Origin of the sequence: Streptomyces sp. I05A-00742, assembly GCF_013055795.1 — a bacterium.
In the GTDB taxonomy this organism is placed as follows: domain Bacteria; phylum Actinomycetota; class Actinomycetes; order Streptomycetales; family Streptomycetaceae; genus Streptomyces.
Map to the genome: position 1 here is coordinate 42,349 of NZ_JABETO010000001.1, position 26,591 is coordinate 68,939.

22 protein-coding genes are annotated in these 26,591 nt (G+C 71.4%); 14 read left to right on the top strand and 8 right to left on the bottom strand.

Features of this window, described 5'->3' with window-relative positions:
- Nucleotides 1-19: 19 nt before the first annotated feature.
- Together HN013_RS00180 and HN013_RS00185 are read right to left on the bottom strand one after the other, a co-directional pair.
- Entirely contained in the window at nucleotides 20-958 is a 939-nt protein-coding gene (locus HN013_RS00180) for a hypothetical protein (protein ID WP_171161609.1), read from the bottom strand.
- 354 nt (nucleotides 959-1,312) lie between these two features.
- On the bottom strand, nucleotides 1,313-2,065 hold the full coding sequence (locus HN013_RS00185; RefSeq protein WP_171161610.1) for a hypothetical protein: 753 nt from the start codon (nucleotides 2,063-2,065) through the stop codon (nucleotides 1,313-1,315).
- 173 nt (nucleotides 2,066-2,238) lie between these two features.
- On the opposite strand from HN013_RS00185, the gene HN013_RS00190 reads away from it, so the two are divergent.
- Nucleotides 2,239-4,860 (top strand): valine--tRNA ligase, encoded by a 2,622-nt coding sequence (locus HN013_RS00190; RefSeq protein WP_171161611.1) that lies wholly within the window; start codon nucleotides 2,239-2,241, stop codon nucleotides 4,858-4,860.
- Nucleotides 4,861-5,107: 247 nt separating this feature from the next.
- On the opposite strand, the gene HN013_RS00195 is transcribed toward HN013_RS00190, so the two are convergent.
- The 5 genes from HN013_RS00195 to HN013_RS00215 form a co-directional block, all read right to left on the bottom strand.
- Nucleotides 5,108-6,295: a hypothetical protein gene (locus HN013_RS00195; RefSeq protein ID WP_171161612.1), complete on the bottom strand. Its 1,188-nt coding sequence runs from the start codon at nucleotides 6,293-6,295 to the stop codon at nucleotides 5,108-5,110.
- A 123-nt stretch (nucleotides 6,296-6,418) separates the two neighbouring features.
- Entirely contained in the window at nucleotides 6,419-7,783 is a 1,365-nt protein-coding gene (locus HN013_RS00200; RefSeq protein ID WP_171161613.1) for a glycosyltransferase, read from the bottom strand.
- A gap of 83 nt (nucleotides 7,784-7,866) precedes the next feature.
- The gene (gene wecB, locus HN013_RS00205; protein ID WP_171161614.1) at nucleotides 7,867-8,988 is read right to left on the bottom strand and encodes a non-hydrolyzing UDP-N-acetylglucosamine 2-epimerase; all 1,122 of its coding nucleotides are present in this window, start codon (nucleotides 8,986-8,988) and stop codon (nucleotides 7,867-7,869) included.
- 251 nt (nucleotides 8,989-9,239) lie between these two features.
- Complete coding sequence (locus HN013_RS00210) at nucleotides 9,240-9,920, bottom strand: response regulator transcription factor (RefSeq protein WP_171161615.1); 681 nt, start codon at nucleotides 9,918-9,920, stop codon at nucleotides 9,240-9,242.
- On the bottom strand, nucleotides 9,917-11,062 hold the full coding sequence (locus HN013_RS00215; protein WP_171161616.1) for a PAS domain-containing sensor histidine kinase: 1,146 nt from the start codon (nucleotides 11,060-11,062) through the stop codon (nucleotides 9,917-9,919). The genes HN013_RS00210 and HN013_RS00215 overlap by 4 nt, the downstream gene beginning before the upstream one ends.
- 162 nt (nucleotides 11,063-11,224) lie before the next feature.
- Here HN013_RS00215 and HN013_RS00220 point away from each other — a divergent pair, with 162 nt between their 5' ends.
- From HN013_RS00220 to HN013_RS00265, 10 genes are all read left to right on the top strand, one after another.
- Complete coding sequence (locus tag HN013_RS00220) at nucleotides 11,225-12,766, top strand: folylpolyglutamate synthase/dihydrofolate synthase family protein (protein ID WP_171161617.1); 1,542 nt, start codon at nucleotides 11,225-11,227, stop codon at nucleotides 12,764-12,766.
- Nucleotide 12,767: 1 nt separating this feature from the next.
- A complete protein-coding gene (locus HN013_RS00225) occupies nucleotides 12,768-13,112 on the top strand; it encodes a DUF4233 domain-containing protein (RefSeq protein ID WP_171161618.1) in 345 nt (114 codons plus the stop codon).
- Between the two features lie 90 nt (nucleotides 13,113-13,202).
- Nucleotides 13,203-13,616 carry a nucleoside-diphosphate kinase gene (gene ndk, locus HN013_RS00230; RefSeq protein ID WP_171161619.1) on the top strand — a complete coding sequence of 138 codons (414 nt, stop codon included), beginning with the start codon at nucleotides 13,203-13,205 and terminating at the stop codon, nucleotides 13,614-13,616.
- Nucleotides 13,617-13,899: 283 nt separating this feature from the next.
- Nucleotides 13,900-14,919: a rod shape-determining protein gene (locus HN013_RS00235; protein ID WP_004950903.1), complete on the top strand. Its 1,020-nt coding sequence runs from the start codon at nucleotides 13,900-13,902 to the stop codon at nucleotides 14,917-14,919.
- A 114-nt stretch (nucleotides 14,920-15,033) separates the two neighbouring features.
- Nucleotides 15,034-15,966 (top strand): rod shape-determining protein MreC, encoded by a 933-nt coding sequence (mreC, locus tag HN013_RS00240; RefSeq protein WP_171161620.1) that lies wholly within the window; start codon nucleotides 15,034-15,036, stop codon nucleotides 15,964-15,966.
- A 10-nt stretch (nucleotides 15,967-15,976) separates the two neighbouring features.
- Complete coding sequence (gene mreD / locus HN013_RS00245; RefSeq protein ID WP_171162204.1) at nucleotides 15,977-16,651, top strand: rod shape-determining protein MreD; 675 nt, start codon at nucleotides 15,977-15,979, stop codon at nucleotides 16,649-16,651.
- A gap of 37 nt (nucleotides 16,652-16,688) precedes the next feature.
- Entirely contained in the window at nucleotides 16,689-18,833 is a 2,145-nt protein-coding gene (mrdA, locus tag HN013_RS00250) for a penicillin-binding protein 2 (protein ID WP_171161621.1), read from the top strand.
- Between the two features lie 5 nt (nucleotides 18,834-18,838).
- Nucleotides 18,839-20,038 (top strand): rod shape-determining protein RodA, encoded by a 1,200-nt coding sequence (gene rodA / locus HN013_RS00255; RefSeq protein WP_398977753.1) that lies wholly within the window; start codon nucleotides 18,839-18,841, stop codon nucleotides 20,036-20,038.
- Between the two features lie 94 nt (nucleotides 20,039-20,132).
- The gene (locus HN013_RS00260) at nucleotides 20,133-21,671 is read left to right on the top strand and encodes a CHAD domain-containing protein (protein ID WP_398977756.1); all 1,539 of its coding nucleotides are present in this window, start codon (nucleotides 20,133-20,135) and stop codon (nucleotides 21,669-21,671) included.
- Between the two features lie 90 nt (nucleotides 21,672-21,761).
- A complete protein-coding gene (locus tag HN013_RS00265) occupies nucleotides 21,762-23,687 on the top strand; it encodes a TIGR03960 family B12-binding radical SAM protein (RefSeq protein WP_171161623.1) in 1,926 nt (641 codons plus the stop codon).
- 144 nt (nucleotides 23,688-23,831) lie between these two features.
- Here HN013_RS00265 and HN013_RS00270 read toward each other — a convergent pair whose 3' ends face one another.
- A complete protein-coding gene (locus tag HN013_RS00270; RefSeq protein ID WP_171161625.1) occupies nucleotides 23,832-24,251 on the bottom strand; it encodes an ArsI/CadI family heavy metal resistance metalloenzyme in 420 nt (139 codons plus the stop codon).
- Between the two features lie 98 nt (nucleotides 24,252-24,349).
- Between HN013_RS00270 and HN013_RS00275 the strand changes: the two genes are divergently transcribed.
- From HN013_RS00275 to HN013_RS00285, 3 genes are read left to right on the top strand one after another with little or no spacing between them, the layout of a single operon-like run.
- On the top strand, nucleotides 24,350-24,745 hold the full coding sequence (locus tag HN013_RS00275) for a helix-turn-helix transcriptional regulator (protein ID WP_171161627.1): 396 nt from the start codon (nucleotides 24,350-24,352) through the stop codon (nucleotides 24,743-24,745).
- Entirely contained in the window at nucleotides 24,742-25,845 is a 1,104-nt protein-coding gene (gene arsB / locus HN013_RS00280) for an ACR3 family arsenite efflux transporter (RefSeq protein ID WP_171161630.1), read from the top strand. Before HN013_RS00275 ends, arsB begins: the two co-directional genes overlap by 4 nt.
- On the top strand, nucleotides 25,838-26,254 hold the full coding sequence (locus HN013_RS00285) for an arsenate reductase ArsC (protein WP_171161631.1): 417 nt from the start codon (nucleotides 25,838-25,840) through the stop codon (nucleotides 26,252-26,254). Before arsB ends, HN013_RS00285 begins: the two co-directional genes overlap by 8 nt.
- Nucleotides 26,255-26,591 lie beyond the last annotated feature (337 nt).

Here is a 26,591-nt window from a genome sequence, read left to right on the forward strand (position 1 = left end):
AATCGCTCCATGGAGCCTGCTACTTCTCCTTGCGGACCTCGTTGCGCACCTTGGCGGTCGCTTCCGACATCTCCTCGGCGGACATCACGTCACCAGTGGAGTTGGTGCTGGAGCCGAAAGAGGAGGTGCTCTTCTGCACCCTGTGCTGCACGATGCCCATGGCACTGCTGTCGCCCCAGATGCACCGGCTGACCTGCATCTCGGAGGAGACCGAGCCGTAGCTGCTGGTGAACTTGGTGAGGTCGCACTTCATCACCGCGCCGTCGAAGCCGGCCGGGTGGTACTCCTTGAACGGCGTGACTGTTTCGGTCTTGACGCTGCTCAAGGTGGACTTCTTCTTGTCCATGTCGGCGATCATGTCGTTGACCGCCTTCGTCGGGTCGTTGACCTCCCCGTAGATACCGGTGATCCCCAAGCGCTGCTTGGCGTCGTTCTCGTAAGAACCAGTGACGCCCGTTCCCTTGGTGATGCCGTGCTTCTGGAGCTCCTTGTCGTTGCTCAAGTTCTGCGTCTTGTCGGCGCCGCCCAGTTGGCTCTTCGTGTACTTGCCGTCCAGCAGCTTCTCCGGCAGGACGATCGTGTACGGCTTCACGTCGCCGTCACTGTCCTTGTTGAGGAACACGAACGCCCCCGCGACGATCGCGCCCACCAGCACCAGGCCGCCGATGACGAAGCCGATCGTCTTGCCCTTGCCGCCGCCCTGCGGCGGGATCGGCGGCGGGTACGGGCCGGGCATGCCGGGCTGCTGGCCGTAGGGGGCCTGCGGGGGCTGGCCGTACGGGCCCGGCTGCTGTGGGGGAGCGCCGTAGGGACCGGGCTGCTGGCCGTACGGGGCGGGCGGGCCCTGTGGGGGGTAGCCGTATCCGGGCTGGCCGGGGGCGCCGCCCTGGCCGTAGGGGTTGGGGCCCTGCGGCTGCTGTGGGGGCTGGCCGTAGGGGCCCGGCTGGTTGAAGCTCATGGTGTTCGGTGTCTCTCTCAAGTCGTGGGGGGAAAAGGGGCGGCGTTCCGCGACATCCTCGCCGATGCCTTATTCCGGCCTTACCTCGGGTCGGCAACGGTTTCGGCACAGCCGGAGGGGTGGTGCCGGGCCGGGATCGCCGGTCCGGGGCACCTGCGCGTCACGGGCGTCGCGCGTCGGGTGCCGGCCGCGTGGGGGCGGCCGGGAAGCGGACGTTCGCGGCAACAGCCGCCGGGGGAACGGCAGTCGGGGGCGCGGGCGCGGTCACGGCACACGGGCGCGGCCGCCCGGATCCGGGCAACCTGATGTGACCCATCGCGTTCTCCCCCCGTCACGGCCGCTCCCCGCGGCCGTCTACTTCTTCTTGCGCGCTTCGTTCCGCACCTTAGCCGCCGCCACCGACAGCTCCTCGGCCGACATCACGTCGCCGGTGGCGCCCGTGGCGCCGCGGGCCTCGGCCGGCAGGCCGTCGAAGGCCGTCACCGTGTGCTGGACGGCGCCCATGGCGCTGCCGTCCGCCCAGAAGCACTGGCTGATTCCGAACCGGAACGACGCGGTGCCCGTCTTGTGCTCGCTCTTCGAGGACGTGCACTTCATGATCACGCCGTCGAAGCCGGCCGGGTGGTACTCGGTCCACGGGGTGACCGTTTCGGGCTTTCCGCCGGGCGCTCCCGCCGGGTACTTCCTGGCGCCCTTGTCGGACTCGGCCGTCATGGCGTCGAGGGTCTTCCTCGGGTCGGCGATGTCGCCGTAGACGCCGATGACGTTCAGGTCCTGCTTCTTGTCGTTGACGTACTCGCCCATGACGGCCGTGCCGTTGGCGATGCCCATCTTCCTGGCCGTCCTGTCGTCGGTCAGGTCCTCGGTCGCCTTGGCGTCGTCGGACTTCGTGTCCTTCTTGTACGCGCCGTCGAGGACCGTGTCGGGCAGGGCCATGGTGTAGGCCTCCATGCCGCCGTCATCGCCGCCGGGCCAGAGGAGGGCGCCCACGACCGCGCCCGCGACGACGAGCACGCCGGCCGCCAGGGCGGCCGTCCGGCCCCTCTTCCCGCCGCGGCGAGGAGGCTCCTGGGGCAGGGTGGCGGGGGCGGGGTGGGGCGTGTTCATCGGGAGTGCCGTTCTCGGGTGGTTCTCACGGGACCGGACGGTCTCCGCCGCCGCACGGGAAGGGTGCGACATTTGTGCCATTTTCCCTGACTGTCCCCTAGGGCTTCACTCCGGGTGATGTCGGGGGCAAACGGGTTCGTGGCGAGCGGCCCCCGCCCCGTAGAATTTCCCCCGTGACCGAGAACACTCAGCAGCAACACGACAGCGCCCCCGAACTGCCGACCCAGTACGCGCCGGCCGAAGTAGAGGGGCCCCTGTACGAGCGCTGGGTAGAGCGGGGCTACTTCACGGCCGACGCCGAGAGCGACAAGAAGCCGTACACGATCGTCATCCCCCCGCCCAACGTCACCGGCTCCCTCCACCTGGGCCACGCCTTCCAGCACACGCTGATGGACGCCCTCACCCGCCGCAAGCGGATGCAGGGCTACGAGGCGCTGTGGCTCCCCGGCATGGACCACGCCGGGATCGCCACGCAGAACAAGGTCGAGCAGCAGCTCGCCGAGGAGGGCAAGTCCCGCCACGACCTCGGCCGCGAGACGTTCACCGACCGCGTCTGGCAGTGGAAGGAGGAGTACGGCGGGAAGATCCTCGGGCAGATGCGCCGGCTCGGCGACGGCGTCGACTGGTCGCGCGAGCGCTTCACCATGGACGAGGGCCTGTCCAAGGCCGTCCAGACGATCTTCAAGCGGCTCTACGAGGACGAGCTGATCTACCGCGCCGAGCGCATCATCAACTGGTGCCCGCGCTGCCTGACGGCCATCTCGGACATCGAGGTGGAGTACCAGGAGGACGCCGGCGAGCTCGTCTCCATCCGCTACGGCGAGGGTGACGAGTCGCTGGTCGTCGCCACCACGCGCGCCGAGACGATGCTGGGCGACACGGCCGTCGCCGTCCACCCGGAGGACGAGCGCTACGCCCGTCTCATCGGCAAGCGGATCAAGCTGCCGCTGACCGACCGGACGATCCCCGTCGTGGCCGACACGCACGTGGACCCGGAGTTCGGGACGGGTGCGGTCAAGGTGACCCCGGCGCACGACCCCAACGACTTCGCCATCGGCCAGCGCCACGGCCTGCCGTCGATGTCCGTGATGGACGAGCGCGGCGTCATCACCGTGCACGGGCCGTTCCTCGGCCTGGACCGCTTCGAGGCGCGTTCGGCGATCGTCGGCGCGCTGCGCGAGCAGGGCCGGATCGTCGCGGAGAAGCGCCCGTACGTCCACTCCGTCGGCCACTGCTCCCGGTGCAGCACCACCGTCGAGCCGCGGCTGTCCATGCAGTGGTGGGTCAAGGTCGGCCCGCTGGCGCAGGCCGCCGGTGACGCGGTCCGCGACGGCCGGGTGAAGATCCACCCGGAGGACATGTCGAAGCGCTACTTCGACTGGGTCGACAACATGCACGACTGGTGCATCTCGCGCCAGCTGTGGTGGGGCCACCGCATCCCGGTCTGGTACGGCCCGAACGGCGAGGTCGTCTGCGTCGGACCGGACGAGCAGCCGCCGTCCGGCGAGGGCTGGCACCAGGACCCCGACGTCCTGGACACCTGGTTCTCCTCCGGCCTGTGGCCGTTCTCCACGCTCGGCTGGCCGGAGCGGACGCCGGACCTGGAGAAGTTCTACGCAACCGACGTCCTGCTCACCGGTCACGACATCATCTTCTTCTGGGTCGCCCGGATGATGATGTTCGGCCTCTACGCGATGGACGGCGTCGCGCCGTTCCACACCATCGCGCTCACCGGCCTGGTCCGGGACGAGTTCGGCAAGAAGATGTCGAAGTCCAACCCCAACGCGGTCGACCCGCTGGACTGGATGGACGCCTACGGCTCGGACGCCGTCCGCTTCACCCTGGCCCGCGGCGCCAACCCGGGCGCCGATGTGCCGATCGGCGAGGACTGGGTCCAGGCGTCCCGCAACTTCGCCAACAAGATCTGGAACGCTACGCGGTTCGCGCTGATGAACGGCGCGACGGTGGAGGGCGAACTGCCGCCCGCCGAGAAGCTGTCGGCGACCGACCGCTGGATCCTCTCCCGGCTCAACGCGACCGTCGCCGAGGTGGACGCGCTCTACGAGGACTACCAGTTCGCCAAGGTCTCCGACGCGCTCTACCACTTCGCGTGGGACGAGGTCTTCGACTGGTACGTGGAGCTCTCCAAGACCACGTTCATGGGCGGCGGCGAACAGGCCGCGGTCTCGGCGCGTGTCCTCGGCGAGGTCCTGGACGTCACGCTCAAGCTGCTCCACCCGATCGTCCCCTTCGTCACCGAGACGCTGTGGACCACGCTCACCGGCAAGGAGACGCTGGTCGTCGCCGAGTGGCCGGCGGACAGCGGGTTCCGTGACGCCGCGGCCGAGGCCGAGATCGAGAACCTCCAGCAGGTGATCACCGAGGTCCGCCGGTTCCGCGCCGACCAGGGGCTCCAGCCGGGCCAGCGGGTTCCCGCGCGGCTCGGTCTGGCCGGGACCGCCCTCGCCGCGCACGAGGGCGCCATCCGGCAGCTGCTGCGTCTGCAGCCCGCCGGGGAGGGTTTCCAGGCCACCGCGAACCTCACGATCGGTGGGGCCACCGTTGCTCTCGATCTGTCCGGCACGATCGATGTCGAGGCGGAGCGGAAGCGGCTTGCCAAGGCGTTGGCTGCGGCGGAGAAGGACAAGGCGCAGTGTGTGGGGAAGCTCGGTAACGAGGCGTTCCTTGCGAATGCGGCCGAGGTGGCTGTGGTGAAGATTCGTACGCGGTTGGCGAAGGCGGAGGCTGATATCGAGCGGATTGGTGCGCAGCTGGCGGCTCTGCCGGGCGCTTAGCCGCTCCGGAGGGGCGGGGTGGGGGGTTGCCCCTGTCCCGCCCCTTCCCGTTTCTTGCAGGGGCTGCGCCCCCGCACCCCCGCGAAGCGCGCTGCGCGCGCTGTCCTCAGACGCCGGACAGGCTGGTTGTCGCACCCGGGCGCACATTTCAGCCTGTCCGGCGTTTGAGGACAAGCGGCGAAGCCGCTTTCAGGGGTCTGGGGGCTTGCCCTCAGGAATCGGCGAAGGGGAGGGACCGGGGCACCCCTCACCGCGACCACGGTCGCGTCCGCCCCGGATCCCACATCGGCCCCCACGGCCCCTCCACCGGCTGCTCGTCCGGACGCTCACGGGGCCGCCGGCCCCGGTCGCGCACCGGCGCGAAGAGTACGTATGCCGTCGAGACCACGACGAAGGTGAGCCGGATCAACCCCCGCGTCGAGTCGTCGTGCACGACGAAGACGCTGCCGTAGAGAGCGGCCAGGGCCAGCCAGCTCCAGAGCGGCACCAGCCGCCGCTGGCCGCACACGTCCCACAGCAGAGTGCCGAGCAGCACGGACGCCGTGTAGTACGTGTAGACGCTGGGGTCGAGGACGATCCGGGCGTTGGCGCCGATCAGGACGACGGCCGCCCAGCGGCCGCGCCATACGGCGACCGCGCCGAGGAGGAGGCCGAGGGCGGCCTGTGCGGGGCGGGCCCAGCTCGGGGTTTCGGGGTCGTTGGCGCCGAGCCAACGGAGGGCGGAGGCGGGGTTGTTGGGGATGGTGAACTCGGCGGCGGCGAAGGAGTGCGAGTCGACGAGGAAGAAGGGCACCCAGGCGACGGCGACGAGGCCGGCGCACCAGAGTCCGGCCCGTAGCCAGCGGTCCTTCGGCAGGGCGAGCAGCAGGGGCAGGAAGGCCAGGGCGGTGGGCTTGGAGTCCAGGGCGAGGGCCATGCAGATGCCGGTGGCGGCCGCGTCGCAGCGCGTCATGTAGCGGACGGCCAGGGCGGTGAAGAACAGCGCGAGGACGTCGTCGAGGTGGGCGAAGCGGACCGAGACCTCGATCCACATCGGGATGAAGGCCAGGCCCGCGACGAGGACGCGCCGCCGCAGCCGCTGGTGGTTGGTGCCGGTGCCCAGGAAGTGACGGGCGGCGCTGCGGCCGGCCAGCACCAGGACGACCAGGCCGAGCAGCGACATGAACGCCTCGGCGAGCACCTGCCCGACGGCGTCGGGGAAGGGGTTGAACAGGCCCGCCACCAGGAAGCTGACGGGACCCATCTGGAGCTCGGGGTGGCGGGCGTAGAGGTTGAGGCCGCCGTCGCCGGACGAGCCGTCGTAGATCAGCTCGCCGCCGGTGCGCAGGTAGTGCCAGGAGAATCCGCCGCTGGGCTCGACCACGACGAACCAGAGCGCGGCCCACGCGGTGAGCAGCAACAGATGCGTCCGCGTGCTGAGTTCCGGTATCCGCACAATGCTCCCGTTCCGCCGCCCGGGCCGCCGTCGGCTCCGGGCACAACTCCCACCGCGGGTCAGAGGGCGGAAGGGAGTTGGCGGTTCCGGATCTGGCGGGGATGTGAGCGGCGGAACACGGGGTCAGGCCTCGATGGCGACCGGCCCGGAGTCCGTGCGCTCCGCGTTGCGGCGGGTTTTGGCCCAGCCGTTGCGGCCGCGCAGCATCCGGACGAAGCCGCGGGCGGACGCCGGGAAGAGGTGGTACGCGTACAGCCACAGGGCCAGCCCCCACAGCAGGGCCGTGAGCAGCGAACGGTCGTCCGCGCGGTCGCGGCGGTAGACCGGGCCCCACAGGACGAACGGCAGGACGGAGACGACGGCCAGCGCGATGACCAGCGGCCACAGAGCCAGCATCCCGCCGAACGCGGCGCCGGGACCGTCCTCGGCCGCGGTCAGGCCCAGGAGCGCGAACATGAGCGCGCACAGCGCGAGCGTCACCAGGTGGGCGACCGGCTGGAGGAAGGTGTAGAGGGTCTCCAGGATGCCCCGGCCGCCGTAGTGGCGCGAGGAGATGATGCGTGGCGCGTACCGGACGCACTGGAGGTTGCCCTGCGCCCAGCGGGTGCGCTGGGTGAGGAACCGGCGGCCGTGCGGCAGGCCCTCCTGGGAGACCCAGGTGTCGGCCAGGTGGTTGATCCGGTCGCCGGTGAGGATCATGTGCAGGCCCAGCTCGTAGTCCTCCAGCAGGGCGCCGCGCTGCCAGGGCCGGCGCTCGGCGGCGGCTATGCGGTCGAGGGACGCGAGCCGGGTGAACTGGCCGTTGCCGCCGAGGCCGACCGAGCCGGTGCGGGCCCGGAGCAGCTGCATTCCGGCGTTGGAGACGGAGAACTCCATGTCCTGCATGCGCACCAGCAGCCGCGCGAAGGCGTTGCGCACCCGGCCGCGGTCCGGCAGCGGGCGCGGGTCCCCGGTGTTCCGCATCCGGACGCTGACCTGCACACCGCCGGTCTCGGGGTCGCCGAAGCCGCCGGGGCCGCTGACGACGTTCAGGGCGTTCGGGTCCAGCTGCCCGTCGGCATCGACGACGCAGACGACGATCCGCTCGCGGTCGGCCTCGCGGGACAGGAACTGGTTCAGCTCGTCGTACGCGGCGTTGAGCGCCGCGCCCTTGCCCTGCCGGGCGTCGGGGCGGTGCCTGCGCACCAGGTGGACGCGGCGGTCGCGCTCGGCGAGCTCGGCCACGATCGCGCCGGTGCGGTCGTCGCTGTCGTCGTCGATGACCCACACATGGGCGCGGGGGTGGTCGGCGCGCAGCCGGCCGACGGTCGTGGCGACGACGGCCTCCTCGTCCCGGCAGGGCACGAAGAAGTGCCAGTCGAAGGCGCCGGGGTCGCCGTGCTCGGCGCGGGGGCGGCGGGTGTAGGCGTGCCGGGCGCCCGCCCAGTAGAGGAGGAAACAGGTGAGGAGGAAGAAGGGGAAGGCGAGGAGCAGGGGGTTCTGGAACACGGGGAAGTCCTTGAGGGGTGGCGCGGTGGCGCGGGGCGCGGCGGGTGCGGGCGGTGCGGCGGGGGCCGGTGGGCCCCCGGGGGTCACGCCGCCAGGCGCACCGGCGTGGCGATCCCGGCGAGCAGCGCCGTGATGCGCTCCGACGCGAGGCCGTCGCCGAACGGGCTCGGCAGCGCGGCCAGCCGGTCCAGCCCCCGCTCGCCCTCCGCCAGCCGGCGGCGGGCCGCGGTGCCGATGCCCGGACCGGGCTCGACGAGGTCCGCGAAGTCGGTCATCGCCTCCGGCCGCTCCGTGGAGCGGCGGACGACCACCAGCGGGCGGCCGAGGACCGTGCACTCCTCCTGGATCCCGCCGGAGTCGGAGACCAGCAGCGCCGCGTGCCGGGCCAGGGCCAGGAACGCGGAGTAGCCGAGCGGGGCGGTCACCGTCAGCGGCGCGAGCAGGCCGGTGAGGCCGGCCGCCTCGATCCGGCCCCGGGTGCGGGGGTGCAGCGGCAGGACGACCGGGCGGCCGTCGGTGACCAGCGCGGCCAGCTCGGTGAGGACCGCGCGCAGGGCGGCGGGGTCGTCGGTGTTCTCCGGGCGGTGCACGGTGGCCAGGACGTAGCCGTCGGCGGTCAGCCCGTGCGCGCGCAGCAGCGCGGCGCGCTCGTCGGCGTCCGGGAGCTGGTTGCGTACCGCCTCGACGACCGTGTTGCCGGTGACGGCGATCCGGGCGTCCTCGACGCCCTCGGCGAGGAGGTTGGCGCGGTTGTCCTCGGTGGCTGCGCACAGCACGTCGGCGATGCGGTCGATGAGGACGCGGTTGTGCTCCTCGGGCATGTTGCGGTCGTGGCTGCGCAGGCCCGCCTCGACGTGCACCAGGGGGATGCTCCGGGCGTTGGCGGCCAGCGCGCCCGCCAGTGCGGCGTTGGTGTCGCCCTGGACGACCACCGCGAGCGGGGGCTCGGCGGTGAACAGCTCGTCGAGCTGCTCCAGGGCGGCGGATATCTGCACGGCGCGCGGCTTGCCGCCCACGCCCTTCAGGTACGTCGGCTCCGGCAGCCCCAGCTCGGTCAGGAAGCGGCCCGACAGGTCCTCGTCGTAGTGCTGGCCGGTGTGGACCAGGTGGGCGGCGGGGCCGAGGAGGCGGACGAGGTCCGTGAGCTTGACGAGCTCGGGGCGGGTGCCGAGGACGAGGGCGATGCTGCGGTGGGGCAGGGTCACTGTCGCGGGCTTCCTGTGCTGTCTGGGGGGCGGACAGCACGAGGTTGCGGGGTGTGGGTTGCTCCTCCGGATGGGGGTTGGTTGCTGGATGGTTGCGGGTTGAGGTCGGGACTTTGGTCCCGGTGGGGGAGGGGTGCCCCGGTCCCTCCCTTTCACCGTTTCTGCGGGGGCGACCCCCGCAACCCCCAGAAGCGCGCTGCGCGCGCTGTCCTCAATCGCCGGACGGGCTGAAATGTGCCCCGCGCACCGCCCTACGTCCGATACCGATACCCCAACCCCCGCACCGCCTCCACCGGATCCGCCGCCTCGTCCCCCGCCGCCTGTCGCAGCTTGCGTCGCAGCCGGAGGACGGCGAATTTGACGCGTTCGCGGCCGGTGCCGTTGTGGTCGTCCCAGACGCGGTCGAGGAGTTGTTCGGTGGTGATGACGCGGCCGCGGTTGCGGACGAGGATCTGGAGGAGGCGGTATTCGATGTCGCTGAGGCGGGCTTCCTGGCCCTGCCAGACGGCGGAGCGGCGTTCGGGTACGAGGCGGAGGCCGTCGTCGAAGGATTCGCCGGCCCAGCGGGCGGGGGCGGCGCGGCGCAGGAGGGCCTCGACGCGGGCGAGGAGCTCGTCGTTGCCGAAGGGCTTGGGGAGGTAGTCGTCGGCGCCGGAGCGCAGGCCGCGGACGCGGTCGGTCTCGGCGCCGCGGGCGGTGAGCAGGAGGACGGGGAGGTCGCTGAGGTCGCGGGTGCGCTCCAGGACCTCCCAGCCGTCGAGCTCGGGGAGGCCGATGTCGAGGATGACCAGGGCCGGGCGCTCGGCGAAGAGCAGCCGCAGGGCCTCGCGGCCGTCGTCGGCGGGGATCACCGCGTAGCCGGTGCGGGTGAGGAGGACGCGCAGGGCGAGGGCGAGGTCGGGGTCGTCCTCGACCACGAGGATGCGGGTCACGGCACGTCCTCCTCGGCGGCGCCCGGCGGGCCCGCCACCGGCAGCAGGATGCGGAAGACCGCGCCCTCGCCCTCCGTGCCGCCGGCGGTCAGGGTGCCGCCGTGCAGTTCGACGAGGGTGCGGCCGATGGCGAGGCCGAGGCCGGTGCCGGGGTAGCCGCCGGAGCGGGCGTTGGCGGCGCGGACGAAGCCGCTGAAGATCTCCTCGCGGGCCCCCTCGGGTATGCCGATGCCGGTGTCGGCGACCTCGATCTCCCAGTGCCCGCCGAGCGGCGCGGCCGTGACGGTGATCCGCCCGTCGGGCGGGGTGAACTTCGCGGCGTTCTCCAGCAGGTTCCCCAGGACGTGCTGGAGCCGGTGGCGGTCCCCGCGCAGGGGCGGCCCGGGGGCGCAGTCCAGGACGGTGAAGACGGGCGGGGGGCCGTCGGCGGTGGTGCAGAGGGACTCCAGGACGGCGTCCCGCAGCATGCCGGGGACGTCCACCCGGCCGATCTCCAGCTCGGGGCCGGTGGCCCGCATCCGGGTGGTGAACAGCAGGTCGGCGATCACCCGCTGCATCCGTTCGCCGTTGCGGCGGATGGCGTCGACGAAGGCGCGCTGCTCCGCGGTGAGGGCGCCGAAGGCCGGGTCGACGAGGAGTTCGCCGAAGCTGATGACGGTGGTGAGGGGGGTGCGCAGCTCGTGGGAGGCGGCCGCGGTGAAGGCGTTGCGCTGCCGGGCCAGCTCGGTGAGGGCGACGTTGTCCCGTTCGAGGTCGTGTTCGCGCTGTTTGCGTTCGGTGATGTCGGTGAAGAACCACAGGGCGCCCAGGTAGGTGCCGTCGTGGCGCAGCGGTTCCACCTCGCGGCGGATGATCCGGCCGTCGGTGAGCGGGATCTCGGCCTCCCGGTGGACCGGCCGCCGGGCCAGGATCTCGCCGGGGCTGCCGGGGGCGGTGTAGCCGGCGGCGAAACAGGCGCGGACGAGCGGGACGACCGGCCGCAGGGGGGCGCCGCGGGACAGGTCCACCCGGCCGTCAAGGTCGAACATCCGGGCGAACCGCCGGTTGACGGCCAGGATCTCGTCGGCGGGACTTTGCAGGAGCGCGCCCGCGGGCAGGGCCTCCAGGACAGCCTGGAGCAGGTCACGGTCCTCGGAGCCCATGTTTCTCACCCGCTCCCACGGACGTTCCCGGCGTTCCGTTGGCAAACTGCACTAAAACCGCACTAAAACCGTAGGGCAAAGCGGAACATAACGCTTCCGCAGTCCCACCGGCCCCCCGGCCCCTGCCCCTGCGGGCCGCCCCGGATCCGTAGACTGGGCCGCGTGAGCGAGCGCCCCCAGAACGACGACCACGACGACCGCGGACCGGACGGCACCGGCGACGCCGACCGCTTCGAGGAGATCGTCGAGACCGAGACCGACCGAGACCCCGATCTGGCCGTGATCGAGGCCGGCAGCCGCACCCTGCGCACCCAGGGCGGCCCGCCGCCGGGCGACGGCGTCCCGGCCCGCCCGGAGGACCCGGAGGTCGAGCGGGCGCTGCGCGAGGTGGAGGCCGAGCTGGCGGGCCGCTGGGGCGAGACCAAGCTCGACCCGTCCCTGGTGCGCATCAGCAAGCTGATGGACATCCTGGGGCAGCCGCAGCGCTCGTACCCCTCCATCCACATCACCGGCACCAACGGCAAGACCAGCACCGCCCGCATGATCGAGGCGCTGCTCGGCGCCTTCGACCTGCGCACCGGCCGCTACACCAGCCCGCACGTGCAGTCCTACACCGAGCGGATCAGCCTGGACGGCGCGCCGATCGCCGCCGAGCGCTTCGTCGAGACCTTCCGCGACATCGAGCCGTATGTGCGGATGGTCGACGAGCAGGAGGAGTTCCGGCTCTCCTTCTTCGAGGTCATCACCGGCATGGCCTTCGCCGCCTTCGCGGACGCCCCGGTGGACGTCGCCGTGGTCGAGGTCGGCATGGGCGGCACCTGGGACGCGACCAACGTCGTGGACGGCACGGTCGCCGTGGTGACGCCGATAGCGCTCGACCACACCGACCGGCTCGGCTCGACGCCCGGGGAGATCGCCCTGGAGAAGGCCGGGATCATCAAGCAGGACGCCACCGTCGTCCTGGCCCAGCAGCCGGTGGACGCGGCGCAGGCGCTGCTCAAGCGCGCGGTCGAGGTGGACGCGACGGTTGCCCGCGAGGGCATGGAGTTCGGCATCGTGGCCCGTGAGGTCGCGGTCGGCGGCCAGCTGCTGACCCTGCGCGGGCTGGGCGGCGAGTACCCCGAGGTCTTCCTCCCGCTGTACGGCGCGCACCAGGCGCACAACGCCGCGGTGGCGCTCGCCGCGGTCGAGGCGTTCTTCGGCATCGGCTCGCAGCACGCCCGCACGCTCGACCTCGACGTGGTCCGCCGCGCGTTCGCCTCCGTCACCTCGCCGGGCCGGCTGGAGGTCGTCCGCCGCAGCCCCACCGTGGTGCTGGACGCCGCCCACAACCCCGCGGGCGCGCGGGCGGCGGCCGAGGCGGTCACCGAGGCGTTCGGGTTCAGCCGGCTGATCGGCGTCGTCGGCGCCAGTCGGGAGAAGGACGTCCGCGGGATGCTGGAGGCGTTCGAGCCGGTCTTCGCCGAGATCGTCGTCACCCGCAACTCCACCGACCGGGCCATGGACGTGGACGAGCTGGCCGCGCTCGCCGTCGAGGTCTTCGGCGAGGAGCGGGTCCAGGTGGAGCCGCGCCTGGACGACGCCCTGGAGGCGGCCATCACCCTCGCGGAGGAGGAGGGCGAGTACGCCGGCGCCGGTGTGCTGGTGACCGGCTCCGTCTTCACGGTGGGCGACGCCCGCCTGCTGCTGCTCGGAAGGGACTGATATGCGGACGCTGTGCGCGAGCACCCTGATCGGTGAATTCTTCGTCATCGGCTTCGCCGGGCTGGTGGCGATGAAGGACGACGACCTGTCGACCGGGACGGTCTGGGCGGTCAGCGGAACCGCCATGCTGCTCAGCGTGCTGCTGTGCGGGGTGATCACTCGTCCCGGTGGCGTACAGCTGGGCTGGCTGCTCCAGGCCGGGCTGATCGCGAGCGGTTTCGTGGTGCCCACGATGTTCGTCCTGGGCGTGGTCTTCGGCGCCCTGTGGTGGGCCTCGGTGCACTTCGGCCGGAAGATCGACGAGGCCAAGGCACGGTTCGCGGCGGCGGAGGCCGAACCGTCCTGAGCCCCGGCCCGCCGCCCGGGTGCGGGCCGGGCGCGCGGGCCCCTGTACCCTCTGGCCCCACACATACGATCACCCGCAAGGAGCCGCAGTATGAGCCAGCGCACCCTCGTCCTCCTCAAGCCCGACGCGGTCGCCCGCAAGCTCATGGGCGAGATCATCGCCCGCATCGAGCGGAAGGCGAACTGGACGATCAGCGCGCTGGAGCTGCGCACCCTGGACCGCGGCACCCTCGAACAGCACTACGCCGAGCACGTCGGCCGCGACTTCTACGAGCCGCTGATGGGCTTTATGTCCTCCGGCCCGGTCGTCGCCCTGGTCGTCGAGGGCGAGCGCGTCATCGAGGGCGTACGGGCGCTCGCGGGCCCGACCGACCCGATTTCGGCCGCCCCGGGCTCCATCCGTGGTGACTTCGGCACCATCACGCGCGAGAACCTCATCCATGCCTCGGACTCCGTGGAGTCCGCCGAGCGGGAAATCAAGATTTTCTTTCCCGACCTCGGCTGATACTCGATCAGGCAGGCTCCCATTCTGATCAGGGGCGACCGATTTCTTTTCGGTCGCCCTCTGACATATGCGTGCCGATCGGGGGAACCTCTCACTCCGACACGACGTCACCATTACCGGGGCCAGCTTGTGTTCCGCCGACAATGGCGGAGCAGCTGTCGCGTCGCTTTCCGTCGGCGAGACTACGATGAGAGCTTCCGCGCCCCGCAGCGCACCACCTGCCGACCTCAAGTAAGCAATCGCTCCAGCTGGGAAGGCCAGACGTATCCTCATGGGGAACAACATGTCGTTCATCGGCCGTGACATGGCTGTCGACCTCGGGACCGCCAACACGCTGGTGTACGTCAGAGGCCGCGGGATCGTGCTCAACGAACCGTCAGTCGTCGCCATCAATACGAACACCGGTGGCATCCTCGCGGTCGGCGCCGAGGCGAAGAAGATGATCGGGCGGACGCCCGGCAACATCGTGGCGGTACGGCCCCTCAAGGACGGCGTCATCGCCGACTTCGAGATCACCGAGCGGATGCTCCGTTACTTCATCCTCAAAATCCACAAGCGCCGCTGGATGGCCCGCCCGCGCGTGGTGGTCTGTGTGCCCTCCGGCATCACCGGCGTCGAGCGCCGCGCCGTCATCGAGGCCTCCACCCAGGCCGGCGCCCGCCAGGTGCACATCATCGAGGAGCCGATGGCCGCCGCGATCGGCTCGGGCCTGCCGGTTCACGAGGCCACCGGCAACATGGTCGTCGACATCGGCGGCGGCACCACCGAGGTCGCGGTGATCTCCCTCGGCGGCATCGTCACCGCCCAGTCCATCCGGGTCGCCGGCGACGAGCTGGACAACGCGATCATCCAGCACATCAAGAAGGAGTACAGCCTTCTGCTGGGCGAGCGCACCGCCGAACAGATCAAGATCACCATCGGCTCGGCGTACGACCTGGAACAGGACGAGCACACCGAGATCCGCGGCCGGGACCTGGTCAGCGGTCTGCCCAAGACCGTCGTCATCTCCGCCGCCGAGGTCCGCAAGGCCATCGAGGAACCGGTCAACTCCATCGTGGACGCGGTCAAGACCACCCTCGACAAGTGCCCGCCCGAGCTCTCCGGCGACGTCATGGACCGCGGCATCGTGCTCACCGGCGGCGGCGCCCTGCTGCGCGGCCTCGACGAGCGGCTGCGGCGCGAGACCGGGATGCCGATCCACATCGCCGAGGACCCGCTGGACTCCGTCGCCCTCGGCTCCGGCAAGTGCGTGGAGGAGTTCGAGGCCCTCCAGCAGGTGCTGGACGCACAACCCCGCAGGTGACCGGCCGCCCACGCCGTCACTCGTCGGTAACAACCTGATATACAGGCAGAACGCTGCCGATGACCGGCCAGGGCCCGCGGCCGGCCGGTCCGAGAGAAGGGCATGCCGCCGCACGTGAGGGACACACGAGAGAGCCGGCTGCTGTTGGCGCTGCTGATCGCCGTGGCGTTCGCGTTGATCACGGTCGACATCCGCGGCGGCGACCGGTCCCCGCTCGACGGTGCCCGGCGCGCCGCCGCCACCGCCTTCGGGCCGGTGGAGAAGGGCGTCGCCGGGGTCGTCGACCCGGTCGCCGACGCGGTCGCCGCGGTCCGGGACTCCGGCGGCCGCAGCGACCGGATCACCGACCTGGAGCGCGAGAACACCGCCCTCAAGCAGAAGCTCGGCAGCGACGACCGCAACAGCGCCCGGGTCCGCGAGCTCGACAAGATGCTGGGCACCGCGGGACGCGGCCAGTACGGCATCAAGGGGGCCCAGATCATCGCCATAGGAGCGGCCCAGGGCTTCTCCTGGACGGTCACCATCGACCTCGGCAGCAACGACGGCATCAAGCGCGACATGACCGTCCTCAACGGCGACGGCCTCGTCGGCCGCGTCACCACCGTCGGCCCGTCCACCGCGACCGTCCTGCTCCTCACCGACCCCAAGTTCACCGTCGGCACCCGCCTGGAGAAGACCGGCGAGATCGGCTTCGCGGGCGGGCAGGGCGACAGCACCCTGCGCGTCGAACTCCTCAACGGCAAGGCCGCCGTCCGCAAGGGCGACCGCCTCGTCACCTTCGGCTCCAGCAAGGACAAGCCCTTCGTCCCCGGCGTCCCCGTCGGCGAGGTCGTCCGCGTCGAGCCCTCCGGCGGCCGGCTCACCCGCACCCTCCAGGTGCGCCCGTTCGTCGGCTTCAGCAAGCTCGACCTCGTCGGCGTCGTCGTCCAGCCGCCCCGGACGGACCCGCGCGACAGCGTGCTGCCGCCCAAGCCGGAGGCCCCCAAGCCCACGCCCACGGTGACCGTCACGGCCACCCCGACCGCGAGCGCCGACCCCAGGGACTGACCCCATGCCCATGCGCCTGAACCGGATCCTGCTCTCGACCGCGCTGGTGGTGGTGGCCCTCGTCCTCCAGGTGAGCGTCTTCGCCCGGCTCCACCTCCCCGGTGCCGTCCCCGACCTGCTGCTCCTTGTCGTCGTGGCCCTCGCCCTGGTCTACGGACACACGGGCGGCGCCCTCGTCGGCTTCGGCGCGGGCCTCCTCGCCGACCTCGCCCCGCCCGCCGACCACGCCACCGGCCGCTACGCGCTGGTGCTCTGCGTCGTCGGCTACCTGGTCGGTCTCGCCAGACCCGAGACCGGACGGCTCCGTTCCGCCACCGTCCCGATGCTCGTCGTCCTGGGCGCAGCCGTCGTCTCCACCCTGCTGTACGCGGGCGTCGGCGCCCTCGTCGGGGACACCGCCGCCCGGCACGTCGGCCTGACCGGCCTGCTGCTCACCGCCGCCCTCTACGACCTGCTGCTCGCCCCCTTCACCGTGCCGCTGATCATGGCGCTGGCCCGGCGCGGCGAGAACGACCCGCTCACCGGCGAGGGCTCCGCGGCCGTCGCGGGCGCCGACGGCTCGTACGGCCGGGTGTCCGGTATGAGCCTGCGCGGCCGGGGCAAGGGCCTGGGCGGACAGCGGGGCGGCCTGCTGTCGCGGGGGACGACGCGGAGCGCCTGGCGCAAGGGAGGCAAGCGACTGTGAGCCGCCACCTGACGGACCGGCCGCGGGAGGCGGCGCGGTGAGCAACATCCCCGAGACCGGGCGCACGTCCCGGATCACCATCCGGCTGATCGTCATTCAGATCCTCGTCGTCTCCCTGCTGCTCACCCTCGGCGGCCGCCTCTGGTACCTCCAGATCCGCAACGGCGACGAGTACACCGCCGAGGCCGCCGACAACCACATCCAGCAGGTCATCGTCCCCGCCACCCGCGGCTCGATCCTGGACGCGCGCGGCATCCCGCTCGCCGACAACCAGACGCGGCTCGTCGTCTCGGCCGACCGCACCGACCTGATGAAGATGAAGGACAAGGGCAAGCGGGTCCTCACCCGGCTGGCCGGGGTGCTCGGGCTCAAGCCGGAGGACGTGGCCGCCAAGGTGCGGCTGTGCGACGCGAAGACGCCCAAGCCCTGCTGGGCCGGCTCGCCGTACCAGCCCATCCCCATCACCGACGAGGCCACCACCCAGCAGGCCCTGCAGATCCGCGAGCGCGCCGAGGACTTCCCCGGCATCACGGCCGAGCCGATGGCCGTCCGCCGCTACCCCGCGCCCGGCGGCTCCAACACCGCCCAGGTGCTGGGCTATCTGTCGCCCGTCACCGACGACGAGATCACCAAGGCCAAGGACTCCCGCACCCCGCTGATGCGCTCCGACGAGATCGGCCGCAACGGCCTGGAGCGGCAGTACGACAGCGCGCTGCGCGGCCGGGCCGGCGTCACCCGCTACGAGGTCGACAACCTCGGCCGTGTCATCGGCAAGGCCAAAAGCGACCGGGCGGAACCCGGCTCCAACGTCGTCACCAGCATCGACGCCCGGGTGCAGGCCATAGCGGAACGGGAGCTCGACCAGGCGATGAAGGACGCCCGCCAGGAGGTCGACCGGAACACCGGCACCACCTACAAGGCCGACGCGGGCGCCGTCGTCGTCATGGAGTCGAAGACCGGCCGCGTCGTGGCCATGGCCTCCAACCCCACCTACGACCCCAACGTCTGGGTGGGCGGCATCTCCGCCAAGGACTACCAGGCCCTCACCGGCAAGGACTCCGACTACCCGCTGCTCAACCGGGCGATCCAGGGCCAGGCGGCCCCCGGCTCGGTGTTCAAGGTCATCTCCGCCACGGCATCCGTCAACGCGGGCTACTCCTTCCGCGACAAGTACAACTGTTCCAGCTCGTACAGCATCGGCCACCAGGTCTTCAAGAACTTCGAGTCCAAGGGGTACGGCCCCATCGACCTGGGCCGGGCGCTGGAGGTCTCCTGCGACACCGTCTTCTACGACCTGGCCTACCGGCAGTGGCAGAAGGACGGCGGCAACAACCCCAAGAACCCCAAGGACTGGTTCTACCGGACCGCCCACCAGTTCGGCCTCGGCAAGCCCACCGGGGTCGACCTCCCCAACGAGGTCCGCGGCCGGGTCCCGGACCGGGACTGGAAGAAGCGGTACTGGGAGGCCAACAAGGACACCTGGTGCAAGCAGGGCCGCGCGGCCGACAAGGGGGACTACGCGGCCCAGATCGCCAAGGAGAACTGCGAGTCCTTCGCCCGGATGCGCGCCGGTGACTCCGTCAACTACTCGATCGGACAGGGCGACACCCTCGTCACCCCGATCCAGATGGCCACCATCTACTCCGCCATCAGCAACGGCGGCACCCTGTACGACCCGACCGTCGGCAAGGCGGTCATCAGCCCCGACGGCAAGCGGATCCGGGAGATCGCGCCCAAGGCGCACGGCAAGCTGCCCTTCGACGGGAAGACCCGCGACCAGCTCGACTCCGCCCTGGCCGGCGTCGCCACCCAGGGCAGCGCGGCCTGGCGCTTCCAGGGCTGGCCGCAGAACGAGATCCCCATGCACGCCAAGACCGGTACCGCGGAGGTCGCCGGCAAGCAGACGACGTCCTGGTTCGCCACGTACACCAAGGACTTCACGATCGTCATGACGATCTCCCAGGGCGGTACCGGCTCCGGTGCCTCGGGACCGGCCGTCCGGAAGATCTACAACGCCCTGTACGGCGTGGACGACAAGGGCAAGGTCGACGCCAGGAAGGCGCTGCTGCCCCGGCCCGAGGCCGGCCTGCCGAAGATCGACAAGGACGGCAGCATCGTCGCCCCGCACATCGACCCGCCGCCGTCCGCACCGGCACGCAAGGAAGAGGCGCAGGAAGAATGAGCGGAATGAGCGCCGACGGCTTCCGCATCCGCCGCTTCGCCCCCCAGCGCTCGGCCTGGGCCAGGCTCCTCGACCGCGACTCGGTCGTCCGGCGCCTCGACTGGGTGATGCTGCTGGCCGCGCTGGCCCTGTCCGGCATCAGCACCCTGCTCGTCTACTCGGCCACCCGCGGCCGCACCGAGCTCACCCACGGCGACCCCTACTACTTCCTGCTCCGCAACATCCTCAACACCGGCATAGGGCTCGCCCTCGCCGCCGGGGCCGTCTGGGCGGGCCACCGGGCGCTGCGCGGCGCGGTCCCCGTGCTCTACGTGGTGTCCGTGCTCGGCACGCTGTCCGTGCTCACCCCGCTCGGCGCGACCATCAACGGTGCCCGGTCCTGGATCCAGCTCGGCGGCGGATTCTCCATCCAGCCCTCCGAGTTCACCAAGATCACCATCACTCTGGGCATGGCGATGCTGCTGGCCCAGGCGGTGGACGCGGGCGACCGGCCGCACCCCGACCACCGCACCGTCCTCCAGGCGCTGGGCATCGCCGCCCTGCCGACCCTGGTCATCCTGCTGATGCCGGACCTCGGCTCGGTGATGGTCCTCGTCGTCATCGTGCTCGCCGTGCTGCTCGCCTCCGGCGCCTCCAACCGCTGGATCGCCGGCCTGCTGGGCGCGGGCCTCCTCGGCTGCGTCCTGGTCTGGCAGCTCGGGATACTGGACGAGTACCAGATCAACCGCTTCGCCGCGTTCGCCAACCCCGCCTTCGACCCCGCGGGCGTCGGCTACAACACCAAGCAGGCCCGGATCGCGATCGGCTCCGGCGGGCTGACCGGCTCCGGCCTCTTCCACGGCTCCCAGACCACCGGCCAGTTCGTCCCCGAACAGCAGACGGACTTCATCTTCACCGTCGCCGGCGAGGAGCTGGGCTTCGTGGGCGCGGGCACGATCATCTTCCTGATCGGCGTCATCCTCTGGCGCGCCTGCCGCATCGCCCGCGAGACCACCGAGCTGTACGGGACGATCGTGGCGGCCGGGATCATCGCCTGGTTCGCCTTCCAGTCCTTCGAGAACATCGGTATGACGCTGGGCATCATGCCCGTGACCGGACTGCCGCTGCCCTTCGTCTCCTACGGCGGCTCCTCGATGTTCGCCGCCTGGATCGCCGTGGGACTCCTCCAGTCGATCAAGGTGCAACGGCCGCTGGCGTCCGCCTGACGTCTGCCCGGCGTCTGCCGGATGTCCGCCCGGCGACTGCCTGACGTCTGCCCGGCATCTGTCGCCCGGTCCGTCCGCCGACTAGATTCGTGGTATGGACCGGGACCTGGGCGTCACCGTGCGGGAGATCGAACGGAAGTACGAGGCCGCGGATCCGGCGAGAACGGCCGGCCTCCCCGACCTGAGCCGCGCCGCACCCGTCGCCCGCGTCGTCGACCGGGGCACCGCCGGACTCGACGCGATCTACTACGACACGGCCGACCGCCGGCTCCACGCCGCCGGCATCACCCTGCGCCGCCGCACCGGCGGCCACGACGCCGGCTGGCACCTCAAGCTGCCGGTCGCCCCCGGGGTACGGGACGAGGTCCGAGCCCCGCTGACCGTCGGCATCCCGCGCCCGATCGCCGCCCTCGTCCGCTCCCGCACCCGCGGCGCCCGCCTCGTACCGCTGATGCGCATCACCTCGCAGCGCGAGACGCGCCACCTCCTCGACGCCGACGGCACCCTGCTGGCCGAGGTCAGCGCCGACTCCGTCACCGCCGACCGGCCGGGCGCCGCCCGCGCCGCCACGGCCGCCTGGACCGAGGTCGAGGTCGAACTCGCCGACGGCGCCGACCCCGGCCTGCTCGACGCCCTCGAACCCCACCTCCACGAGGCCGGGCTGCGGCCCTCGACGGCGAAGAGCAAGCTGGCGCGGGCGCTCGCCGAGACCGGGCACGACGGGGACGCCCCCGCCGCACCGGAACCCGCCCCCGCGCCGGCCGACTCCGGCGGACACGTCCTCGCCCACCTGCGGGAACAGGTCGAGGCCATCGTCACCCTCGACCCCGGCGCCCGCCGCGGCACGGAGGACGCCGTCCACCGGATGCGCGTCGCCACCCGACGCCTCCGCAGCGCCTTCCGCACGTACCGGAAGGTCCTCGACCGGCGGGTCACCGACCCCCTCGGCGACGAACTCAAGTGGCTCGCCGCCGAACTGGGCGTCGAACGCGACCGCGAGGTCCTCACCGACCGGCTCCGCGAACGCCTCGACGAACTGCCGCGCCCCCTCGTCCGCGGCCCCGTCCGCGCCCGGCTGCGCATCTGGTCCAACCGCAACCGCGTCGAGGCCCGGCGCCGCCTGGCCACCGTCCTCGACAGCAGGCGCTACCTGACGCTCCTCGACCGCCTCGACGCCCTCGTCACCGACCCGCCGCTCCGCCCCGCGGCCGCCCGGCCCCCGGACAAGGTCCTGGCCCAGGCGGTGCGCCGGGACTACGAACGGCTGGCCGCCCGCGTCCGGCACGCCCTGGACACCGAGCCGGGCGCCGCCCGCGACACCGCCCTCCACGACGCCCGCAAGGCCGCCAAACGGGCCCGCTACGCGGCCGAGGCGGCCGAACCCGCCCTGGGCAAGGCCGCCAAGCGCCTCGCCAAGCGCATGAAGGCCGTGCAGACCGTGCTCGGCGACCACCAGGACAGCGTCCTCCTCCGGGACACCCTGCGCACGATCACCGCCCAGGCGGAGGGCGCGGGGGAGGCCACGTTCACGTACGGCCTGCTGTACGGGCGCGAGGAGGCCCGGGCGGCGGAGGACGAGCGGGCGCTGGAGGGGGCGTGGGAGCGGGCCGCCGGGGTCGGGGCGGGGGTGTGAGGACGGCCTCCCGGGAGGAGGCCGGGGCGGCACCGTTCCTGGCACGTTACTCTTGAGGGTCACCCCTGCCCGCTCATGAGAGACATCGTGATGCCTGTCGAGTCGGTCTTCCCGCGCCTGGAAGCGCTTCTCCCGCACGTCCAGAAGCCCATCCAGTACGTCGGTGGGGAACTCAACTCCACCGTCAAGCCTTGGGACGAATGCGACGTCCGCTGGGCGCTCATGTACCCCGACGCCTACGAGGTCGGGCTGCCCAACCAGGGCGTCATGATCCTGTACGAGGTCCTCAACGAGCGCGAGGGCGTTCTCGCCGAGCGCACGTACAGCGTCTGGCCGGACCTCGAAGCGCTTATGCGCGAGCACGGCGTGCCGCAGTTCACCGTGGACGGCCACCGGCCCGTGGGCGCCTTCGACCTCTACGGCCTGAGCTTCTCGACCGAGCTCGGCTACACGAACATGCTCACCGCGCTGGACCTCGCGGGCATCCCGCTGGAGGCCGCGGACCGTACGGTGGACCACCCGATCGTCGTCGCGGGCGGGCACGCCGCCTTCAACCCCGAGCCGATCGCCGAGTTCATCGACTGCGCCGTCATCGGCGACGGCGAGCAGGCCGTCCTGGAGATGACGGAGATCGTCCGGGCGTGGAAGGCCGAGGGCCGCCCCGGCGGGCGCGACGAGGTGCTGTTCCGCCTGGCGAGGACGGGCGGCGTGTACGTCCCCAGGTTCTACGACGTCGAGTACCTGCCCGACGGCCGTATCGCCCGCGTCGTCCCCAACCGCTCCGGCGTGCCGTGGCGCGTGTCCAAGCACACCGTCATGGACCTCGACGAGTGGCCGTACCCGAAGAAGCCGCTGGTCCCGCTGGCCGAGACCGTGCACGAGCGGATGTCCGTCGAGATCTTCCGCGGCTGTACGCGCGGCTGCCGCTTCTGCCAGGCCGGCATGATCACGCGTCCCGTGCGGGAGCGGTCGATCACCGGCATCGGCGAGATGGTGGACCAGGGCCTGAAGGCGACCGGTTTCGAGGAGGTCGGCCTGCTCTCGCTGTCCTCCGCCGACCACACCGAGATCGGTGACATCGCCAAGGGCCTCGCCGACCGCTACGAAGAGGACAAGATCGGCCTCTCGCTGCCGTCGACCCGCGTGGACGCCTTCAACGTCGACCTCGCGAACGAGCTGACCCGCAACGGCCGCCGTTCCGGTCTGACCTTCGCCCCCGAGGGCGGCTCCGAGCGCATGCGCAAGGTCATCAACAAGATGGTCTCGGAGGAGGACCTGATCCGGACCGTTGCCACCGCCTACGGCAACGGCTGGCGCCAGGTGAAGCTGTACTTCATGTGCGGCCTGCCGACGGAGACGGACGACGACGTGCTCCAGATCGGCGACATGGCGGTCAACGTGATCGCCAAGGGCCGCGAGGTCTCCGGCTCCAACGACATCCGCTGCACCGTCTCCATCGGCGGGTTCGTGCCCAAGCCGCACACCCCGTTCCAGTGGGCCCCGCAGCTGTCCGCCGAGGACACCGACGCCCGCCTGGCGAAGCTCCGCGACAAGATCCGCGGCGACAAGAAGTACGGCCGCTCCATCGGCTTCCGCTACCACGATGGCAAGCCCGGCATCGTCGAGGGCCTGCTCTCCCGCGGCGACCGCCGCGTCGGCGCCGTGATCCGCGCCGTCTACGAGTCCGGCGGCCGCTTCGACGGCTGGCGCGAACACTTCAGCTACGACCAGTGGATGAAGTGCGCCGAGGAGACGCTGCCCCCGCAGGGCGTGGACGTCGACTGGTACACCACGCGCGAGCGCACCTACGAGGAGGTCCTGCCCTGGGACCACCTGGACTCCGGTCTCGACAAGGACTGGCTCTGGGAGGACTGGCAGGACGCGCTCGACGAGACCGAGGTCGAGGACTGCCGCTGGACGCCGTGCTTCGACTGCGGGGTGTGTCCGCAAATGGACACGAGTATCCAAATCGGGCCGACGGGCAAGAAGCTGCTGCCGCTGTCCGTCAAGAATTAGGGTCTGACTGGGTTGATACAGCCCACCGACGCGAGAGGGCGTCTGCCGGTGACCGGCAGACGCCCTCTCGCGTCCGGGCCTGGGGCTCCCTCGCGGTCGCGCCGTACGGTCGGGGCGGTCGCCCGGCACCTGCGCCGACCGGGGTCAGGTGCCGCAGCACGCGGCCGGGGCTCCTTCGGTGCTTCCGCCGAGGCTGTCGGCGTCGGCCTTGACGACGTACACCTCCCAGGGCTCGCTGCCGGGGCCGTGGACCCAGACCTTGTCCTGGAGCGCGTAGCAGCAGGAGGTGTCGTTCTCCTCGAAGGTGGCCAGACCGGCCGCCTTCAGGCGCCCGGCGGTGGCCGCGACCACCTCGGTGCTCCCGACCTCGACGCCCAGGTGGTCCAGGCGGGTTTCCTGGCCGGGCTCGCCCTCAATGAGGACGAGCTTCAGCGGCGGCTCGGCGATGGCGAAGTTCGCGTAGCCGGGCCGGCGCTTGGCCGGCTCGACGCCGAAGAGCTTGGAGTAGAAGGTCACCGACGCTTCGAGGTCGGCGACGTTGAGGGCCAGCTGAACACGGGACATGGCGATCTCCTCGGTCTCCCTGATCTCTTGGAGCTTCTTGTATCGATTGACTTCGATACAAGGTTGCGCCTTGAATCGACAGACGTCAACATAGAGGCATGTCGAATCAAGGATTCGTGGTGCTCGGACAGGACGGCCCCGACGGCTGCTGCCCCGGCCTGCTGACCGCACCGCTCGCCGAGGACCAGGCCGTTGAGCTGGCGAAGGTCTTCAAGGCGCTGGGCGACCCGGTGCGGCTGCGGCTGCTGTCGATGATCGCCTCGCGGGCGGGCGGCGAGGTGTGCGTCTGCGATCTGACGCCCGCGTTCGACCTGTCGCAGCCGACGATCTCCCACCACCTCAAGCTCCTGCGCGAAGCCGGCTTGATCGCCTCCGAGCGGCGCGGGACGTGGGTGTACTACCGGCTGTTGCCGGAGATGACCGACCGCCTCGCCGGCATCCTCACCCGCCCTGCCGGGCAGCCCCTTCCCGAGCCCGCCGAGGCCCCTTCGTGACGCGCCCGGCCACTGCCCCGGTGGCGGCCCGGCTGTCCTTCCTCGACCGCTGCCTCGCGGTGTGGATCCTCGCCGCGATGGGTATCGGCCTCGGCCTGGGCCGCCTCGTCCCCGGACTGGGGGACGCGCTGGCGAAGGTCACCGTCACCGGCGTCTCCCTGCCGATCGCGCTCGGCCTGCTGGTGATGATGTACCCGGTCCTGGCCAAGGTCCGCTACGACCGCCTCGACACCGTCACCCGCGACCGCCGCCTCCTGATCCCGTCGCTGGTGATCAACTGGGTGCTCGGCCCGGCGGTGATGTTCGCGCTCGCCTGGCTGTTCCTGCCGGACCTGCCCGAGTACCGCACGGGCCTGATCATCGTGGGCCTCGCCCGGTGCATCGCCATGGTGATCATCTGGAACGACCTGGCCTGCGGCGACCGTGAGGCCGCCGCCGTCCTGGTGGCGCTGAACAGCGTCTTCCAGGTGATCGCGTTCTCCGCGCTCGGCTGGTTCTACCTCTCCGTCCTGCCCGGCCTGCTGGGCCTGGAGACCACCGGCCTGAACGTGTCCGTAGGGGAGATCGCCCGCAGTGTGCTGATCTTCCTCGGCATTCCGCTCGCCGCCGGGTTCCTCACCCGCCGCCTGGGCGAGAAGGCCAAGGGCCGCGCCTGGTACGAGGCGAAGCTGATCCCGCGCATCGGGCCGTTCGCCCTGTACGGCCTACTGTTCACGATCGTCGTGCTGTTCGCCCTCCAGGGTGAGGCGATCACCTCCCGCCCGTTCGACGTCGCCCGGATCGCGCTGCCGCTGCTGGTCTACTTCGCCCTCATGTGGGCCGGGTCCATGGCCCTCGGCCGCGCCGTCGGCCTGGACTACCCGCGCACGACGACGCTCGCCTTCACCGCCGCGGGCAACAACTTCGAACTCGCCATCGCGGTCGCCATCGCCACTTTCGGAGCCTCCTCCGGGCAGGCCCTCGCCGGAGTCGTCGGCCCCCTCATCGAAGTCCCCGTCCTCATCGGCCTCGTCCACGTCGCCCTGGCCGCCCGCCGCTACTTCCCCTCACCCACCGCCGGCCCGCCGGCCACCGCCCCGGAAGGCTCCGCCCATGTCTGAGACCAAGCCCTCCGTCCTGTTCGTATGCGTCCACAACGCCGGACGCTCCCAGATGGGCGCCGCCTTCCTGGCCCACCTCGGCGGCGACCGTGTCGAAGTCCGCTCCGCCGGCTCCGCCCCGGCCGGGACGGTCAACCCGGCCGTCGTCGAGGCCATGCGGGAGATCGGCGTCGACATCTCCGCCGAGACCCCGAAGATCCTCACGACGGAGGCGGTGCAGTCCTCGGACGTGGTGATCACCATGGGCTGCGGAGACGCCTGCCCCGTCCTCCCCGGCAAGCGATACCTCGACTGGAAGCTGAACGACCCCGCCGGTCAGGACGTCGCCGCCGTCCGCACGACCCGTGACGAGATCGAACGACGCGTCCGCGGCCTGCTCGCCGATCTCGGCGTCGAAGTGCGCGCGTGAAGACGGTCGTTGCCGCCCGCGCCGACGGATCGCGCGCGACCGGGGGGGGCGTCGGATCCGCGTCGCGGGGACGTGGTGACGCACCGCAGCAGATCGCGAGCGCGAGACGCCGTCGTCCCGGCGTGAGCTCTTGTCCACGAGTCCGTTCGGTCATGCCCGGCCACCCGTGGTCGCGGTTCGTCGGAGAACGGACCGAGGGTCGGCACTTCCGCGGGAGGCGGCCGTTGCGTCCGGAGCGGCCGGGTTCCCGTCGACGAGCCAGGTCGGCGCCGGTGCCCTCATCGACGAAGAGTCCCGACCCCGGGGCGCGCCCCCGGGTGGGGCACGTACTCTAGGT

Bases quoted from the DNA above. Each gene is read 5' to 3' on its own strand.
- HN013_RS00180 (WP_171161609.1), bottom strand. From the start codon at position 958: ATGAGCTTCAACCAGCCGGGCCCCTACGGCCAGCCCCCACAGCAGCCG.
- HN013_RS00185 (WP_171161610.1), bottom strand. From the start codon at position 2,065: ATGAACACGCCCCACCCCGCCCCCGCCACCCTGCCCCAGGAGCCTCCT.
- HN013_RS00215 (WP_171161616.1), bottom strand. From the start codon at position 11,062: ATGGGCTCCGAGGACCGTGACCTGCTCCAGGCTGTCCTGGAGGCCCTG.
- HN013_RS00225 (WP_171161618.1), top strand. From the start codon at position 12,768: ATGCGGACGCTGTGCGCGAGCACCCTGATCGGTGAATTCTTCGTCATC.
- ndk (WP_171161619.1), top strand. From the start codon at position 13,203: ATGAGCCAGCGCACCCTCGTCCTCCTCAAGCCCGACGCGGTCGCCCGC.
- HN013_RS00235 (WP_004950903.1), top strand. From the start codon at position 13,900: ATGTCGTTCATCGGCCGTGACATGGCTGTCGACCTCGGGACCGCCAAC.
- mreD (WP_171162204.1), top strand. From the start codon at position 15,977: ATGCGCCTGAACCGGATCCTGCTCTCGACCGCGCTGGTGGTGGTGGCC.
- rodA (WP_398977753.1), top strand. From the start codon at position 18,839: ATGAGCGCCGACGGCTTCCGCATCCGCCGCTTCGCCCCCCAGCGCTCG.
- HN013_RS00260 (WP_398977756.1), top strand. From the start codon at position 20,133: ATGGACCGGGACCTGGGCGTCACCGTGCGGGAGATCGAACGGAAGTAC.
- HN013_RS00265 (WP_171161623.1), top strand. From the start codon at position 21,762: ATGCCTGTCGAGTCGGTCTTCCCGCGCCTGGAAGCGCTTCTCCCGCAC.
- HN013_RS00270 (WP_171161625.1), bottom strand. From the start codon at position 24,251: ATGTCCCGTGTTCAGCTGGCCCTCAACGTCGCCGACCTCGAAGCGTCG.
- HN013_RS00275 (WP_171161627.1), top strand. From the start codon at position 24,350: ATGTCGAATCAAGGATTCGTGGTGCTCGGACAGGACGGCCCCGACGGC.
- HN013_RS00285 (WP_171161631.1), top strand. From the start codon at position 25,838: ATGTCTGAGACCAAGCCCTCCGTCCTGTTCGTATGCGTCCACAACGCC.